At 62.7% G+C, this 15,912-nt stretch carries 17 protein-coding genes and 1 pseudogene; 11 read left to right on the top strand and 7 right to left on the bottom strand.

The features are described from left to right. The 11 genes and pseudogenes from I73_RS33280 to I73_RS16805 all read left to right on the top strand — a co-directional run. Positions 1-208, top strand: a pseudogene (locus I73_RS33280) (hypothetical protein); the annotation flags it as partial. A gap of 51 nt (positions 209-259) precedes the next feature. After that, positions 260-1,288 (top strand): amidohydrolase family protein, encoded by a 1,029-nt coding sequence (locus tag I73_RS16850; RefSeq protein WP_022981693.1) that lies wholly within the window; start codon positions 260-262, stop codon positions 1,286-1,288. Between the two features lie 120 nt (positions 1,289-1,408). Next, positions 1,409-2,092 (top strand): 4-carboxy-4-hydroxy-2-oxoadipate aldolase/oxaloacetate decarboxylase, encoded by a 684-nt coding sequence (ligK, locus tag I73_RS16845; protein WP_022981692.1) that lies wholly within the window; start codon positions 1,409-1,411, stop codon positions 2,090-2,092. Positions 2,093-2,100: 8 nt separating this feature from the next. Next, entirely contained in the window at positions 2,101-3,033 is a 933-nt protein-coding gene (locus I73_RS16840) for an NAD(P)-dependent oxidoreductase (RefSeq protein WP_022981691.1), read from the top strand. Next, complete coding sequence (locus tag I73_RS16835; RefSeq protein WP_022981690.1) at positions 3,030-3,965, top strand: amidohydrolase family protein; 936 nt, start codon at positions 3,030-3,032, stop codon at positions 3,963-3,965. The genes I73_RS16840 and I73_RS16835 overlap by 4 nt, the downstream gene beginning before the upstream one ends. A 1-nt stretch (position 3,966) precedes the next feature. Beyond that, complete coding sequence (ligA, locus tag I73_RS16830) at positions 3,967-4,404, top strand: protocatechuate 4,5-dioxygenase subunit alpha (RefSeq protein WP_022981689.1); 438 nt, start codon at positions 3,967-3,969, stop codon at positions 4,402-4,404. Positions 4,405-4,410: 6 nt separating this feature from the next. Then, on the top strand, positions 4,411-5,280 hold the full coding sequence (locus tag I73_RS16825) for a class III extradiol dioxygenase subunit beta (protein WP_022981688.1): 870 nt from the start codon (positions 4,411-4,413) through the stop codon (positions 5,278-5,280). Position 5,281: 1 nt separating this feature from the next. After that, complete coding sequence (locus tag I73_RS16820) at positions 5,282-6,241, top strand: Gfo/Idh/MocA family oxidoreductase (protein WP_022981687.1); 960 nt, start codon at positions 5,282-5,284, stop codon at positions 6,239-6,241. A 114-nt stretch (positions 6,242-6,355) separates the two neighbouring features. After that, positions 6,356-6,481, top strand: coding sequence for a hypothetical protein (locus tag I73_RS34470; protein WP_022981686.1), 126 nt, complete (start codon positions 6,356-6,358; stop codon positions 6,479-6,481). A gap of 4 nt (positions 6,482-6,485) precedes the next feature. Continuing rightward, positions 6,486-7,595: a YhcG family protein gene (locus tag I73_RS16810; protein ID WP_022981685.1), complete on the top strand. Its 1,110-nt coding sequence runs from the start codon at positions 6,486-6,488 to the stop codon at positions 7,593-7,595. 47 nt (positions 7,596-7,642) lie between these two features. Then, a complete protein-coding gene (locus tag I73_RS16805) occupies positions 7,643-8,632 on the top strand; it encodes an aldo/keto reductase (RefSeq protein WP_022981684.1) in 990 nt (329 codons plus the stop codon). 136 nt (positions 8,633-8,768) lie between these two features. On the opposite strand, the gene I73_RS28540 is transcribed toward I73_RS16805, so the two are convergent. The 7 genes from I73_RS28540 to I73_RS32725 form a co-directional block, all read right to left on the bottom strand. After that, positions 8,769-9,434 (bottom strand): N-methyl-D-aspartate receptor NMDAR2C subunit, encoded by a 666-nt coding sequence (locus I73_RS28540; protein WP_022981683.1) that lies wholly within the window; start codon positions 9,432-9,434, stop codon positions 8,769-8,771. Positions 9,435-9,543: 109 nt separating this feature from the next. After that, positions 9,544-10,386, bottom strand: a complete 843-nt coding sequence (locus I73_RS31815) for a DUF4238 domain-containing protein (protein ID WP_083876834.1) — start codon at positions 10,384-10,386, stop codon at positions 9,544-9,546. Between the two features lie 573 nt (positions 10,387-10,959). After that, on the bottom strand, positions 10,960-11,361 hold the full coding sequence (locus I73_RS32735; protein WP_148289828.1) for a hypothetical protein: 402 nt from the start codon (positions 11,359-11,361) through the stop codon (positions 10,960-10,962). Between the two features lie 304 nt (positions 11,362-11,665). Continuing rightward, entirely contained in the window at positions 11,666-12,169 is a 504-nt protein-coding gene (locus I73_RS34870) for a GNAT family N-acetyltransferase (RefSeq protein WP_083876832.1), read from the bottom strand. 247 nt (positions 12,170-12,416) lie between these two features. Then, positions 12,417-13,148, bottom strand: a complete 732-nt coding sequence (locus I73_RS31805) for an HAD family phosphatase (protein ID WP_306304238.1) — start codon at positions 13,146-13,148, stop codon at positions 12,417-12,419. A gap of 56 nt (positions 13,149-13,204) precedes the next feature. Continuing rightward, entirely contained in the window at positions 13,205-13,723 is a 519-nt protein-coding gene (locus tag I73_RS32730) for a hypothetical protein (RefSeq protein WP_148289827.1), read from the bottom strand. 1,078 nt (positions 13,724-14,801) lie between these two features. Beyond that, positions 14,802-15,317 (bottom strand): hypothetical protein, encoded by a 516-nt coding sequence (locus tag I73_RS32725; protein WP_148289826.1) that lies wholly within the window; start codon positions 15,315-15,317, stop codon positions 14,802-14,804. Positions 15,318-15,912 lie beyond the last annotated feature (595 nt).

The following is a 15,912-nucleotide window of genomic DNA, read 5'->3' as shown; positions in this document are numbered from 1 at the left end:
CGGCCGCTTCGGCGGCATCGCCGGCTCCTACCTGGTGGCCGAGCTGAGCGCCCGCCACCTGGGCTTCTCCGGCATCTTCACCGCCGTGGCCGTGCCCGGCCTGGTGGCCACCGTGGCGGTGCTGCTCAAGGACTTCTCGCAGCCGGACGACCCGCGCCACCGCCGCCCGGTCAGCCAACAGACCCTGGCCGAACTGGCCTCCCACTGATCCGCACGCTTATCCGCCTGCTCATCCGCCCTCTTCCCTGGAGACCCCCTCATGATCATCGACGTCCACGGCCACTACACCACCGCCCCGGCCGCCCTGGGCGCCTGGCGCGACCTGCAGATCGCCGCGCTCAAGGACCCGAGCAAGACCCCCGACCCGAAGAGCCTGAAGATCAGCGACGACGAGCTGCGCGAGTCCATCGAGACCAACCAGCTCAAGCTGATGAAGCAGCGCGGCTCGGACCTGACCATCTTCAGCCCGCGCGCCAGCTTCATGGCCCACCACATCGGCGACTTCCAGACCAGCGCCACCTGGGCCGCCATCTGCAATGAGCTGTGCCACCGCGTGGCCGAGCTCTTCCCCGACCACTTCATCGGCGCGGCCATGCTGCCGCAGTCGCCCGGCGTGGACCCGGCCAGCTGCATTCCCGAGCTGGAGAAATGCGTCAAGGAATACGGCTTCGTCGGCATCAACCTGAACCCGGATCCCTCCGGCGGCCACTGGACCAGCCCTGCGCTGACCGACCGCCACTGGTACCCCATCTACGAGAAGATGGTCGAGTACGACATACCGGCGATGATCCACGTCAGCACCAGCTGCAACGCCTGCTTCCACACCACCGGCGCGCACTACCTGAACGCGGACACCACCGCCTTCATGCAGTGCATCCAGGGCGACCTGTTCAAGGACTTCCCGACCCTGAAGTTCCTGATCCCCCACGGCGGCGGCGCGGTGCCCTACCACTGGGGCCGCTTCCGTGGCCTGGCCCAGGAGATGAAGAAGCCGCTGCTGGACGAGCACCTGCTCAACAACATCTTCTTCGACACCTGCGTCTACCACCAGCCCGGCATCGACCTGCTGACCCACGTGATCCCGGTGAAGAACATCCTCTTCGCCTCGGAAATGATCGGCGCCGTGCGCGGCATCGACCCGACCACCGGCCACTACTACGACGACACCAAGCGCTACATCGAAGCCACCGTGAACCTGAGCGCCGAGGAGCGCCACATGGTCTACGAAGGCAATGCACGCCGCGTCTTCCCCCGGCTGGACGCCGCCCTCAAAGCGAAAGGTCTTTGACCCCCAGGGTGCTGCGGACAGCACCCTCGCCCCCCAAGGGGGCTGGCCGGGGCTGGCTTGGGGCGGCCCGGCGCCGCCCCGGCTGCCTCCACGCTCACGACACACTCAAAGGAATTCACCATGTACGAACTCGGCGTCGTCTACCGCAACATCCAACGCACCGACCGCGAGACCGCGGATGCCCTGGCCAGCCTGGGCTCGGCCACCGTGCACGAGGCCATGGGCCGCGTCGGCCTGATGAAGCCCTACATGCGTCCCATCTTCAGCGGCGCCCAGGTGTCCGGCACGGCGGTGACCGTGCTGCTGCACCCCGGTGACAACTGGATGATGCATGTGGTGGCCGAGCAGATCCAGCCCGGCGACATCGTGGTCGCCGCCATCACCGCCGAATGCACCGACGGCTACTTCGGCGACCTGCTGGCCACCAGCTTCCAGTCCCGCGGCGCCCGCGCCCTGGTCATCGATGCCGGCGTGCGCGACGTGAAGACCCTGACCGAGATGAACTTCCCGGTCTGGAGCAAGGCCATCAGCAGCAAGGGCACCATCAAGGCCACCCTGGGCTCGGTCAACATCCCGGTGGTCTGCGCCGGCATGTGGGTCACCCCGGGCGACGTCATCGTGGCCGACGATGACGGCGTGGTCTGCGTGCCGCGCGCCATGGCCGCCAAGACCCTGGAAGCCGCCCGCGCCCGCGAGGCCAACGAAGGCGCCAAGCGCGAGAAGCTGGCCTCCGGCATCCTGGGCCTGGACATGTACAAGATGCGCGAGCCGCTGGCCCAGGCCGGCCTGCGCTACATCGACTGAGCCCCGCCATGAGCACATCGGCACGCCCCTGGAAGATCGGCCTCGTCGGCTACGGCGAGGTGGGCCGCATCCTGGCCGAGGACCTGCGCGCCCAGGGCCTGGCCGTCTCGGCCTACGACCGCAAGCTCGACCGGCCCGACACCGCCCCCGCCCTGCGCGCCCATGCCCTGGATCACGGTGTGAGCCTGTGCGACGACGCCGCCGACCTCGCCCGCGACGTGGACCTGGTGGTCAGCGCCGTCACCGCCAGCCAGACCGTGGACGTGGCCCGGGCCTGCGCGGCCGGTATTCAGGCCGGCGCCTTCTTCCTGGACTTCAACTCCGCCTCGCCGGGCGCCAAGCAGCAGGCCGCGGCGCTGGTCAACGCCGCCGGTGGCCGCTACGTGGAAGGCGCGGTGATGACCAGCGTGCCGCCCTACCGCATCCGGGTGCCGCTGCTGCTGGGCGGGCCCGACGCCGAGGCCCTGTGCCCCGGCTTGAACGCACTGGGCTTTGCAGCCAAGGTGGCCGATGCGCGCCTGGGCGTGGCCAGCGCCACCAAGATGTGCCGCAGCGTGATGATCAAGGGCCTGGAGGCCATGGTCATCGAGAGCTTCAGCACCGCCCGCCACTACGGCGTGGAGGATGCCGTCATCGCCTCGCTGCAGGAGACCTTTCCCGGCATCGACTGGGAGAAGCAGGCCAGCTACTTCTTCCAGCGCGTCATCGAGCACGGCCGCCGCCGCAGCGAGGAGGTGATGGAAGTGGCCCGCACCGTCGGCGAAGCCGGCCTCACCCCCTGGAGCGCCGATGGCACCTGGCGCCGCCAGGCCTGGGTGGCCGACCTGGCCGACCAGGACGTCTTCGGCCCACGCGGCACGCCCGGCTTTGCCCGCAGCGCCGACTGGCGCGTGGAGGCCGACCGCCTGCTCGCCCACACCCAACCCAAGGAACAAGCATGAGCAACCGCCCCACCTCCGGCGACTTCACCAAAACCCCAGGCTGGATGGACTGGTTCGATGGCCCCAGCCGACCGCGCTTTGCGCTGCCCGCCGGCGCCGTGGACGCCCACTGCCACGTCTTCGGCCCGGGCGCCGAATTCCCCTACGCCCCCGAGCGCAAATACACCCCCTGCGACGCCAGCAAGCAGCAGCTCTTCGCCCTGCGCGACCACCTGGGCTTCTCCCGCAACGTGGTCGTGCAGGCCACCTGCCACGGTGCGGACAACCGCGCCATGGTGGACGCCTGCCTGGCCAGCGGGGGCAAGGCCCGCGGCGTGGCCACCGTCAAGCGCAGCATCACCGACGAGGAGCTGAACGCCCTGCACGCGGCCGGCGTGCGCGGCGTGCGCTTCAACTTCGTCAAGCGCCTGGTGGACTTCACGCCCAAGGACGAGCTGATGGAGATCGCCGGGCGCATCGCCAAGCTCGGCTGGCATGTGGTGATCTACTTCGAAGCCGTGGACCTGCCCGAGCTGTGGGACTTCTTCACCGCCCTGCCCACCACCGTGGTGGTGGACCACATGGGCCGGCCCGACGTGAGCCAGCCAGTGGACGGCCCCGAGTTCGCGCTGTTCCTGAAGTTCATGCGCGAGCACCCCAATGTGTGGAGCAAGGTCAGCTGCCCGGAACGCCTCTCCGTCACCGGCCCCAAGGCGCTGGCCGGCGAGCAGGCGGCCTACCGCGACGTGGTGCCCTTCGCCCGCAAGGTGGTGGAAGAATTCCCGGACCGCGTGCTGTGGGGCACCGACTGGCCCCACCCCAACCTGAAGGACCACATGCCCGACGACGGCCTGCTGGTGGATTTCATCCCCCATATCGCCGTCACGCCGGCGCTGCAACGCAAGCTGCTGGTGGATAACCCCATGCGCCTGTACTGGCCGGAGGAGTGCTGAGATGCCCCTGGAGAAGCCCTACGCCGACATCCCCGGCACCACCATCTTCGACGCCGAGCAGTCCCGCAAGGGCTACTGGCTCAACCAGTTCTGCATGTCGCTGATGAAGGCGGACAACCGTGCCCGCTTCAAGGCCGACGAGCGGGCCTACCTGGACGAGTGGCCGATGACCGAGGCCCAGAAGGCCGCGGTGCTGGCCCGCGACCTCAACGAATGCATCCGGCTGGGTGGCAACATCTACTTCCTGGCCAAGATCGGTGCCACCGACGGCAAGAGCTTTCAGCAGATGGCCGGCAGCATGACCGGCATGAGCGAGGAAGGCTACCGCCGCATGATGATGAAGGGGGGGCGCTCCGTCGAGGGCAACCGCCGCCTTGGCGAGGACGGGGACGCGCAACCCCAGAATCAGCCCCAGACCGACCCGCGCCAGGGAGACTGAGCCACCATGGCACGCATCACCGCCTCCGTCTACACCTCGCATGTGCCCGCCATCGGCGTGGCCATCGACCAGCACCGTCAGGCCGAGCCCTATTGGCAGCCCCTGTTCGACGGCTACGAGTTTTCCAAGCGCTGGATGCAGCAGCAGCGCCCCGACGTGGTGTTCCTGGTCTACAACGACCACGCCAACGCCTTCAGCCTGGACCTGATCCCCACTTTCGCCATCGGCACGGCCGCCCAGTTCCAGCCCGCCGACGAGGGCTGGGGCCCGCGCCCGGTGCCCGTGGTGCAGGGCCACCCCGAGCTGGCCAGCCACATCGCCCACAGCGTCATCCAGGACGACTTCGACCTCACGATCGTCAACAAAATGGACGTGGACCACGGCCTCACCGTGCCCCTGTCCCTGATGTGCGGCGAGCAGAACCCGCAACACGGCGGTGCCTGGCCCTGCGCCGTCATCCCCTTTGCCGTCAACGTGGTGCAGTACCCCGTGCCCTCGGGCCGGCGCTGCTACCAGCTGGGCCAGGCCATCCGCCGCGCGGTGGAATCCTTCGACCAGCCGCTGAACGTGCAGATCTGGGGCACCGGCGGCATGAGCCACCAGCTGCAAGGCCCGCGGGCCGGCCTGATCAACCGCGAATGGGACAACGCCTGGCTGGACAAGCTGATCAGCGCCCCCGCCACCACCGCCGCCATCGACCATGTGGAATACGTGCGCGAGGCCGGCTCGGAAGGCATCGAGCTGGTCATGTGGCTGATCGCCCGCGGCGCCATGGACGACGTGGCCGGTGGCCCGGCCCCGCGCGTGGCGCACCGCTTCTACCATGTGCCGGCGTCCAACACTGCCGTCGGCCACCTGATCCTGGAGAACACCTGACATGAGCACCCCCACCCTGAAAGTCGCGCTGGCCGGCGCCGGTGCCTTCGGCATCAAGCACCTGGACGGCATCCAGAACATCGACGGCGTGGAAGTCGTCTCGCTGATCAGCCGCGACCTGGCCAAGACCCGCGAAGTGGCCGCCAAGTACGGCATCCCACACGTCAGCACCGACCTGGCCGACGCCCTGGCCCTGTCCGAGGTGGACGCCGTCATCCTCTGCACCCCCACGCAGATGCACGCCCAGCAGGCCATCGCCTGCATGAGGGCCGGCAAGCACGTGCAGGTGGAAATCCCGCTGTGCGACCTGCTCAAGGAAGGCCGCGAAGTGGCCCAGGTGCAGCGCGAGACCGGCCGGGTGGCCATGTGCGGCCACACCCGCCGCTTCAACCCCAGCCACCAGTGGGTGCACAAGAAGATCACCGCCGGCGAGTTCAACATCCAGCAGATGGATGTGCAGACCTACTTCTTCCGCCGCACCAACATGAACGCGCTGGGCCAGCCCCGCAGCTGGACGGACCACCTGCTGTGGCACCACGCCGCCCACACCGTGGACCTGTTCGCCTACCAGGCGGGCAGCCCCATCGTGAAGGCCAATGCCATCCAGGGCCCCATCCACCCGACGCTGGGCATTGCCATGGACATGAGCATCCAGCTCAAGGCCGCCAACGGCGCCATCTGCACGCTGAGCCTGTCCTTCAACAACGACGGCCCGCTGGGCACGTTCTTCCGCTACATCGGCGACACCGGCACCTACATCGCCCGCTACGACGACCTCTTCAACGGCAAGGACGAGAAGATCGACGTGTCGAAGGTGGACGTGTCGATGAACGGCATCGAGCTGCAGGACCGCGAGTTCTTCGCCGCCATCCGCGAAGGCCGCGAGCCCAACTCCAGCGTGGCCCAGGTGCTGCCCTGCTACGAGGTGCTGCATCAGCTGGAAGAACAGCTGAACGCCTGACACCCTCCGCCTCTCCCAAGGCAGCGCGCCTACCCCCCGAATAGAATCGTTCGGCCCACGGGGTAGGCGTTTTCATGGGCGCGCCGCAGCAGCCCATGCCAAGGGAAGACTGCCATGAACAACGAAGAACAGCAGTTCGTCAACGAGCGCGACGCTCGGCTGTGGAACGCCGCCGACCACAGGCCTTCCAACGTCAACCCCGGCGGCTGCATGCACAGGGTGCTGGGCTATGCCCTCTGAGCCCTTGAACTTCGACCGCCTGGTCGAGATCCTGGCCCAGGCCCACGGCGCGCTGGAGGCGCGGGCTGCCAAGGCCGTCAACGTCAGCCTCACCCTGCGCAACTGGCTGTTCGGCTACCACATCCGCGAGTACGAACAGTCGGGGGCGGACCGCGGCGCCTACGGCGAACGGTTGCTGGAGACCCTGGCCCAGCGCCTGCAGCAGACCGGGCTCAAGCGCATGGAGGCCCGCGAGCTGCGCCGCTACCGGCAGTTCTATCTGACCTACCCGCAGATTCGGGAGACGCTGTCTACCCAATTGCCCGGCCTGCAGATTCGGGAGACAACGTCTCCCGAATCTGGCTCGGCCGTGCCCACCGTGCCCGCCCAGATCCTGCTGGAGCAGCTGTCGTTCTCGCACTTTGCAGAACTGCTGCAGCTGGACGACCCGACGCAACGCGCCTTCTACGAGGCCGAAGCCCTGCGCAGCCACTGGTCGGTGCGCGAGCTCAAACGCCAGATTGCTACCCAGTACTACCAGCGCAGCGGCCTGTCCCGCGACCCAGCGGTGCTGTCTGCACTGGCGCACCGCCAAGCCGAGGCCGTCACGCCGCAGCAGGTCATCCGCGATCCCTACGTCTTCGAGTTCCTCGGCCTGAAGCCCCAGGAGGTGGTGACCGAGGGCCAGTTGGAGGACGCCCTGCTCGATAGGCTGCAGGCCTTCTTGCTGGAACTGGGTCACGGCTTCTGCTTCGAAGCGCGGCAGCAGCGCCTGGTCATCGGTGGCGAGCACTTTTTCGTGGATCTGGTCTTCTACCACCGCGTGCTCAAGTGTCATGTGCTCATCGAGCTGAAAAACGATGCCTTCAAGCATGAACACCTGGGTCAGCTCAACGCCTACGTCAGCTACTACCAGCAGCACCAGATGACCGAAGGCGACCAGCCGCCCATCGGCATCCTGCTGTGTACCCGCAAGAACCAAGAACTGGTGGAGTACGCGCTGGCCGGCATGAGCAACCAGCTCTTCGTCTCACGCTATCAGGTGCAGTTGCCGGACAAGGCGCAGATGGCAGCGTTCTTGCACCAGGCGATAGCCGAGTTGGGGGGCGATCCGACGGGTGCTGGAACAGGCTGAGCGCCTGTCGGAACATTGGACTGCCTGAGACAACAAGGTCAAACACCATGCAACACCGTCAACTCGGCCCCTTCTCGGTCTCGGCCATCGGCCTGGGCTGCATGAACCTGAGCCATGCCTACGGCCAGCCGCCTGAGCGGGCTGCCGCGCAGGCCCTGCTGCACCGTGCGCTGGACCTGGGCGTGGACTTCTTCGACACCGCGGCTCTCTACGGCTTTGGTGCCAACGAAACCCTGGTGGGCGAGACCCTGGGGCCGCTGCGCCAGCGCTTCACGCTGGCCAGCAAGTGCGGCATGCAGGGCGTGGACGGCGTGCGGGTCATCGACGGCCGGCCCGCCACCCTCAAGGCCACCTGCGAGGCCGCGCTGCAGCGCCTGCGCACCGACGTCATCGACCTCTACTACCTGCACCGCTGGGACAAGACCGTGCCCATCGAAGACAGCGTGGGCGCGCTGGCGGAACTGGTGCGCGAAGGCAAGATCCGCGCGATCGGCCTGTCCGAAGTGTCGGGCGCGACGCTGCGCCGCGCCCATGCGGTGCACCCCATTGCCGCCCTGCAGTCCGAATACTCGCTGTGGACCCGCAACGCCGAATTCGGCGCCCTGCAGGCCTGCCGCGAACTGGGCGTGGCCTACGTGGCCTTCAGCCCCCTGGGCCGCGGCTACCTGACCGGCACCCTGACCCGCGTGGACGACCTGGCGCCCAAGGACATCCGGCGCGCCATGCCCCGCTTCACGCCCGAGGCCTATGCCCGCAACCTGGCGGCGCTGGAGGCCCTCAAGCCCCTGGCCGATGAGCTGCACTGCAGCCTGGCCCAGCTGGCCCTGGCCTGGCTGCTGCACCAGGGCGACGACATCCTGCCCATTCCCGGCACCACCCGCCTGGACCACCTGGAAGAAGACCTGGGCGCCCTGCAGGTTCGGCTGAGCCCCGAGCAGGTTCAGCGCATCAGCGACGCCCTGCCGCCGGAACACATCGTCGGCGGGCGCTACAACGCAGCCACCGAGGCCGAGGTGGATACCGAAGCCCACCCCTGATCCGCGGGTGCCACCCACCCAGGGCCGGCCCTCCAGGCCGGCACACCCGGAGACAGGACGTGATCATCAAGTCAGTGCGACTGAGAGATCCTGGCGGACATCCCGAACGACACGGACCTGACGCCGGTGCTGCAGATCAGCGAAGTGGTGGCGGGCCAGCCGTGACGGCCGGCGGCGGCTGACTCCCCGCGCGACCGTCGATTGCCCAGGCCAGATTGGCCCGCGCCTGGGCCTCGCAACGGGCACTGAAGTGGCCGGTGCCGTAGATGCGGGGACGGGACAGGAAGGCGCCGAGCACGGCCCGTCGCTTCATCTTGTAGACGAAGCCCGGCACCCACTGGTATTCGGCCCGCACCTGGCGGTCGTACTCCGCAAAGCGCTCCGGCGCGGCCCCCAGGATCGAGAGATCGATGTCGACGAGCAGCTGCTCATCGCCGGGCGCGGGCGCCGCGTCGTGCCGGGTGGCCATGATCAAGGCGTCCACCCGCTGCTGCGTCGCCTCGTCCGCGCCGCTGGCGCCGAGCACCCGGCGCGCCCAATCCGCACTTTGACGCTCGTTCGACGTGCCACGCACGTCGTAGACAGCGTCGTGAAACCACAGGGCGATTTCGACTTCGCCCGGGTGCTGCGCCAAAGGCCGCACCGCATCGAAGTGAGCCAGGCACTCGGCCAGATGCTGCTGCGAGTGGTAGTGACGCTGGGGCTCGTCATAAGCCGCCAGCAGCGCGTCCAATACGCCGGCTGGCGGCTGCAGCCCCAGGTCCGCCCAGGCATGGGCCCAGGAGTGCTCGAAGAGGTTCATGTCGATGACTGGGCGCGGGGGTCAGATGAGCGACGCATGGCGGTTCAACGCTCTGAACTTGGTGGGTGATTACGAATCAACGCAATTAGCGTGACTGACTTGAGAAGCCTCACTGCTCGATAAAACGGGTAAGTACATGGTCTGTCTTACAGACGAACCGGAGCATCCAAGGCTCCAATCGCTGGGAGTAGACGTAACGAGTCGCATTGAATACGACACGGCGATTAAGGCCTCGTACCGCTTCTGGACGTGCCGTGAAATAGAGCGGTCCAGGCGCAGGCCTGCGGTGTGCCCATAAAACGACGGTGCTTGAAAGCGGAACAGACAACTCGGACGTAGGTCGTCCAATGCCTTCGTTTTGAAAGAAAAACACCGGGTTATCGGACGTCAAAAAATCAGCTCCTTCCGAAATCAGCACACGCCAATTCATGGATAGTAGAGCCGCAACTACATTCGGACTGCTGTCGCGAGTGAGGTTTTGGTGCCATACCTCTGGAGGTGGTTCGATCTTGAACTTCTCAATGACCTCAGAGACTTGGGCTTTTCGATGCTCCGCAAGATCGGCAAGGTGAGGCGTCGCAGCCACAGTCGCGTCGAGCTCCGCATGTAGTTCCTGTCGTATCGAATCGGCGACCTCTGGTACGCCAGAGTACACCCGCGCTCTACCCTCTGGAACTCGTTTCCATAGTGCAATGACGTAGTGAGCAAGTGCTTCACGCTGCTGCTCGTCAAGGGGCTGGTGCAGCCTCAGGGCTTCAATGGCCGACTTTGCGGGATCTTCGATTGCATTCGCCAGGTGTTGCTCTATGTCCTCAGAGTAGAGCTTGTTCTCGTTTGCGACGGACTTTGGTTGCGACGGATAGGATCGGCGTTCGCGGCGGTCGTGAACCCAAACCGTGTTCCCAGTTGTGAAGCCTCGTAGGTAGAACCGAGGCAGGTAGTGATGGCCCATAGGACTCCGTGTGAGGCCTACCGAAGCTGTAGCACCCCCCGTCCATCAGGAGGTCGGCACGGTCAAGCAGCATGTTGATCTCAGGTTTGGGCAGCCCGTGTCGACGCTTTGTTCGGATACAGGGTGAATGCCCCAGCCTATCGTTGCAGCGTGGTGTTTGCAAGGTGAATGTGTCGCCTTGAGCAGGCGCCGCACACGGACCCCAGCCGCCCCCCGTTGCCAACCAACCCTGCTTCCTGCCAGTGGTGCTGTCCGAAGCGTTGCTGACAGGCCCCTTTTGAATCTGTGATGGATTCCGATCCGGTGCCCCGGGGCAGGCGCGATGCGCGCGCATCGGAACCCTCGACACCAGCGTTGCCAGAGATACACCACAGGTCAGACCGACAGCAGGCCAACTCAATCACTCATCTGTGTAGCACCTGTCAGGTCAGCGATTCAACGGGAATCTCAAGTACCGCTTCGGAAGGAGAAAACAGCCAGATTTTGCTTGATCGAAGGGGAAGTCCCTGTAGACCAGTTAGGCTGGTGAAAGATGCCTGAGACGTTGACATGCTGTGCTTGTGCCTGCATATGCTAGCACTGACCTTGAGTGGTTGCAGGTTCTGCCGGGTAGCCACTTGGTTGTTCTATCGTATTCGAGAAGCCACCGATACGATGCGGCGTCAAGAACAGGCGCCCGTCTGGTTCAATGCGTGCTTTGACGACGTGCTCTTGGATTTCGACGTAGTCTTGCAGTGGCTCTGGTGGTTTCAATGCATAAAGACGCACACAACCAGCTGACTCGATAGTAAATTCTCCTGCTATCCACTGGAGCGCTGCGACGCTTTGGGCAGGCACAGTTGTGCATTCTGATTTGACTTCACCTATCGAGCAAAAAATAATTGGTTTGAGCGTTCCATTGAAAAATTCGATTTGAAGTGCGTATGAACAGCCGCCAAATGCTAGCAAAAAGATGACGGCAAAAACGGGACGCATTTTTAATTCGCGAGGCCTAACGAGGTTGTAGAGAAAGGACGACTATCAAGAATCACCCAGAATTCAGGGGTCTTTCACCTACTTGCCTAGCATCGATCTGATGCAGATTATTTTCGATCCAAGCATCCCATCAGCGCTCCCGGGGGGTTTTTCTACAGCCTCGACGCCCAAGGTAAGCGGTAAGCGGCACGGAAAGAGCGCAGCGAGTGGAGGGCACCAACAAGGCCCATGAAGATGGCGAAGCCATGGGCCTTGTTGGCGTCCGCTTGACCATAATGCTAGGCCACGCCGATTTCTCCGTTGCTCATATTGTGGGGGTTGCACTTGATGTATGAAGCTGCGACTTACCGTGGATGAGGCGCTCATAGCAGACACTTGTTGGATCACTAGCGTACTCACCAAAAGGCGCAACTCGCTGAAAACCCCACGACTCATACAGTCGCATAGCGGAGACTTGCTTGTAGCCGGTTTCGAGTACGAGGCGCCTATAGGCCAGGCGTGCTGCCTCTCGCTCGAGATGCTCGAGAACAGCGCGAGCAAGGCCTTTGCGACGATGGTCTCGATGAACGTACATGCGTCGAATCTCGGCAGTGGACTCATCAAAAGGCCGAAATGCCCCGCAAGCAAGAGGGCATCCGTTGACATACGCGACTACGTAGACACTGCGCTCGCCCAGCGGAATATTGGTAGCAGGGGGTCTGTCGCCTGAAAACAGCTCTGGATAAAGGGCTCTGGCATCAATTGAAGCCTCGTGAAGAAGCGCGAGCGCATCAGCGCCCTGCGGGTCGACATCTTTTATTGCGAGCAATTGAGGTCTACCGAGGTTATAGAAAAATTCCGCTCATCAGGAGCCACCTAAAATACAGGATTCTTTCACCCCTTCCCTAGCTGTAGATCGGCGATCCTGGATCGACCTGAGTGGTCGATTTTTCAGCCCGAGCATCCAATTAATGCTGCAGAGAGTTTTGCTACAGCCTCAACGTAGAAATAAAGGGCACCGAGCGCAGCGAGGGGAGCCCAAAGCTTGCTTTGGGCTCCCCCGGTTTGTTAAAATGCTAGGTGCCTGTTTTTGCATTTGGAAACCATGCTTCAATGTGCTGGACAGCGCGATCAAGTGAGCCAAGTTTTATTAAACAAGTAGAAGTGTCTGGTTTTACAAGGTCAGGCACCGCTACAACCTGCATTCCTGCCGATACTGCTGATCTTATCCCGTTCTGGCTATCTTCGAAGGCCAGACATTTTTCAGGAGAAACGCCTAACCGCCGTGCCGCGAGTAAATACACAGATGGATCGGGTTTGCCTTTTTGAACTTCATTTCCACCTGCAAAGGAATGAAAATACTCCGCCAGGCCAACTGCTTCAAGCCGGCGTCTGATTTCAGCGGTACTGCTTGATGATGCAACTGCACAAGGAATTTTACGTTTTCTTAAACCAGATAGAAGTTCTGTTGCGCCTGGCTTGGCCGGAAAAACTTTCAGTTTTGAAATGACAACTTGGCGAGTTTCTTCAAAGGCTTCTTCTCCGCCAATAAATGATGCAAGTTGGGCATCAGCTTCTGCTGAAGCTCGTCCAACGACAGAAGCGTATTGCGAAGTGGAAATAGTGATTCCACGTTCCTGAGCTGCGGATTGCCATGCATCTCTTATCGCTCGCTCGGAGTCGATTAAAAGACCGTCCATATCGAATACAGCAGCGCTAAACATAAGGCACCCAACGCCCAGGTTAACCGGCGCCGGAGCGCGAAGCGCGTAGGGCACCAACGCTGGCCATAAAAATGCCGAAGGCATGGCCAGTGTTGGCGTCCGCGTTGAACCGACAGTTAGACCTCACTCGGTGCGACAAATTACTTTTCCAGAATCCCGAGCTTAGCGGCAGAGCCTTCAACCTCAACCTTCTCGCCAACAAGTTGCTTTGTGTCTTCCTCTTCAAGCCAAACCGAGGCATGACCTTCTCCCAGTTGACCTCGAACGATGTATCGCTTGTTTGGTTCGGGGGTGAATTCAATCTTGCCTTTGACCTGATATACCGTATTGGTAAGCGTAAGTATCGGAACTGCATATTCAGTTCTTGCGACTAAGAGCAAAGTTGTTGCTTTTGCAGCAGGAATTGCTCGTTGGACAAGGACGGGAGACATGCTCATTCCTCGGCCTCTGTTTGCGGCAAGGGATGCAAATCTGCTGTTGGTCAACTCATGTCCATCAATCTGGTCGACATAAAAGAACTCAACCTTGGATCCGCTAATTGCATTGAACGAGTCGGACAAATTTGCAGTCGGGCCTGCATAGCCATCTGGGATGGGTTTGTAGACAGAAGCACATCCCGATAGAAGTGCGAATGCCAGCAAGGAAACAAGCTTCTTCATTTGATCAGTCTCATAAGTGAATGGGGGTTTTAACGTTTGAAGTGAGGCGCAAATTGCAAGCTTGCTGCAATTGTTCGCCTCGATTGAAGTGTTAGCCATCGGGGCTTGACGAAGCGATCGCATTTTCATCCGATGGTTACCGACGCAACAGGCCTCGCTCGGAGGCACGACATTGCGTGCCGACAGAGAGTATGAACAGCGGTGGGCAAAGAAGCCGACTGAGTGGCCCGAAAGCAGGAAGGCCGAGCTGTGCTCTTGTAGATGCCAAGGACAGTGCTGAAGCAGCCGCACACACCATTGCCGTGAGCTGGGAGGCCACAGTGTGAGCGATTGGCAAAAGCGACCGCAACTGAACGAGCACTAGAACAAAAATGGCTTCGATCCCCAGCGCTTCGGTGACAAGTAGAAGTGCACGAAGCTCGGGATTTGTCGCCAGCACGAGCGCCCCAACGAAGGCGACGAAGCTGAGGTACTTCTTCCAAGGGCGATTGAACATGGCGCTGGTTCAGAGAGAGGATGGCTAACGAATAAGCTCAGCGGGCGGCGAAGCCGTCCGCTGGAGCGACCTGTTAGACGTCATCGCGCTCACAGACAGTTTCCTTGTGCGATGCACGTGCCGACCAGCAAAAACATAGGCGCGACCCAACTGAGGGCGGCTGACAAGAGGACTGCAAACCCGACGCGAGATGCCAAGGACACGCGTCCGCGCATAAGCCAGAGTACAGCGGCCAAGAACGCCACGGGCATGACGTACGCAACGACCAAGGCAGATGCGTGCAGTAACCCGTCACCGGGTGTGAGTACCGCGATTGCGCCGTAAAGGAGAGCAGCGGAAAGCGCGATCGAAAGAACAGCAATGGATGTGTAGCGCCAAGGCCGACCGGATGCAGCGGTCCACGCCAGCATCACCGCAGCGGCTACGAGCGGGAGAAAGAAGCTGATTTGGGCACGGAGCATCTGTGGCGTCTAACGCCCAAGGTAAGCGGCGCCGAAAGGAGCGCAGCGAGTGGAGGGCACCAACAAAGCCCATGAAAATGGCGAAGCCATGGGCTTTGTTGGCGTCCGCTTGACCGCCCAGTTAGGCGCGGGACCGTTGCAGTACGGCATTTAGTTCTCCAAGCTTGTCGCATGCTTGTCTGAAAATCTGTGAACCAGACCCGGATCTCGCACGGTGTGGCATGGTTTTCCCGACGATTTTCTCGGTTGCCCATGGGGCATCGGATGCAAGAATCGTCCAGAAGCCTTCGGGATACAACGCTCTATCGAGCCTAAGCAAGTATAGTTCGTGCCAACCAGGATGAATATTAGATACTCTACTGGTTGTGGAGTGAATAGAAACAGCTTTGACCTGTATTTTGTGGTCTGCGTACCCATCTCTTTGAATCGTGATGTCCCACGCATGTTCGCTTGTCGTTCCGTAGATTAGATGAGCTCCTGGGTAAGCGAATTGAGCGTAAAGGCGAGCATAAAACTCAGCGATGACACCGGTCTTCTGGTCACCTTTTGGCATCAGATCTCTGTGAGCTTCCTGAAGTTGCTCCAGCTTTTCGTATACCTGTGCGTATTCGGCGATGGCTTCGAAAATCTGCTTCATGGTGATGCGCCTAACAGATAGCGTTTATCTGCCGAGCGCAGACGAAGGCATGCGCGCGACGGCGAGCCGAGGCAGATAAACCGTGTTGAACTGAACCATCGTGCCGTCCCTGCCCATGTGGGTCTTTGTTGCAGGCCGCAGGGGGATTGGATCGCCCCGGGCTTTGTTTCAGGCCATTATGGTCGGCCGGGCTCGGACGTAAAGCCCCCCAGGCGTTTGGCTGAGGGGGCCATGGAGGGTTGGGCAGGCCTGGCCACGGTGGTTTCTGGCTGGAGTGAGGGTGCTGGTGGTGTGAAGGCACGCACGCGCCCCGTGCGGGTCGGGGCCCGCACTGACAGGGCAACGCGCAAGGCCAGGCATGTCATGAGGGTGGCCCACGTGCTGTCTGGGTGTGGGCACACTCGCACCCGGGGGCGGGCAGGTGCCTGGCGCCCGGGCGGGATGCCACCACCTGCAGCGGTCCTCGACACTGCGGACAGGTGTGTACGGCCTTGGCCGCCACGCGTTGCATGAAGGCCTGGGCCGACTCCACGGCCAGCGGGCTGGGGGGTGGCTGTTGCAGCGCCGCCCTGGCCTGAGCCAGCTGGGTCTTCTT

This window comes from Ideonella sp. B508-1 (assembly GCF_000333615.1).
Taxonomy (GTDB): domain Bacteria; phylum Pseudomonadota; class Gammaproteobacteria; order Burkholderiales; family Burkholderiaceae_C; genus Ideonella.
The sequence above is the reverse complement of the archived record's forward strand: the minus strand, read 5'-3'. Positions and strand labels throughout refer to the sequence as shown.

Bases quoted from the DNA above. Each gene is read 5' to 3' on its own strand.
- I73_RS16850 (WP_022981693.1), top strand. From the start codon at position 260: ATGATCATCGACGTCCACGGCCACTACACCACCGCCCCGGCCGCCCTG.
- ligK (WP_022981692.1), top strand. From the start codon at position 1,409: ATGTACGAACTCGGCGTCGTCTACCGCAACATCCAACGCACCGACCGC.
- I73_RS16840 (WP_022981691.1), top strand. From the start codon at position 2,101: ATGAGCACATCGGCACGCCCCTGGAAGATCGGCCTCGTCGGCTACGGC.
- I73_RS16835 (WP_022981690.1), top strand. From the start codon at position 3,030: ATGAGCAACCGCCCCACCTCCGGCGACTTCACCAAAACCCCAGGCTGG.
- ligA (WP_022981689.1), top strand. From the start codon at position 3,967: ATGCCCCTGGAGAAGCCCTACGCCGACATCCCCGGCACCACCATCTTC.
- I73_RS16825 (WP_022981688.1), top strand. From the start codon at position 4,411: ATGGCACGCATCACCGCCTCCGTCTACACCTCGCATGTGCCCGCCATC.
- I73_RS16820 (WP_022981687.1), top strand. From the start codon at position 5,282: ATGAGCACCCCCACCCTGAAAGTCGCGCTGGCCGGCGCCGGTGCCTTC.
- I73_RS34470 (WP_022981686.1), top strand. From the start codon at position 6,356: ATGAACAACGAAGAACAGCAGTTCGTCAACGAGCGCGACGCTCGGCTG.
- I73_RS16805 (WP_022981684.1), top strand. From the start codon at position 7,643: ATGCAACACCGTCAACTCGGCCCCTTCTCGGTCTCGGCCATCGGCCTG.
- I73_RS28540 (WP_022981683.1), bottom strand. From the start codon at position 9,434: ATGAACCTCTTCGAGCACTCCTGGGCCCATGCCTGGGCGGACCTGGGG.
- I73_RS31815 (WP_083876834.1), bottom strand. From the start codon at position 10,386: ATGGGCCATCACTACCTGCCTCGGTTCTACCTACGAGGCTTCACAACT.
- I73_RS32735 (WP_148289828.1), bottom strand. From the start codon at position 11,361: ATGCGTCCCGTTTTTGCCGTCATCTTTTTGCTAGCATTTGGCGGCTGT.
- I73_RS31805 (WP_306304238.1), bottom strand. From the start codon at position 13,148: ATGCCTTCGGCATTTTTATGGCCAGCGTTGGTGCCCTACGCGCTTCGC.
- I73_RS32730 (WP_148289827.1), bottom strand. From the start codon at position 13,723: ATGAAGAAGCTTGTTTCCTTGCTGGCATTCGCACTTCTATCGGGATGT.
- I73_RS32725 (WP_148289826.1), bottom strand. From the start codon at position 15,317: ATGAAGCAGATTTTCGAAGCCATCGCCGAATACGCACAGGTATACGAA.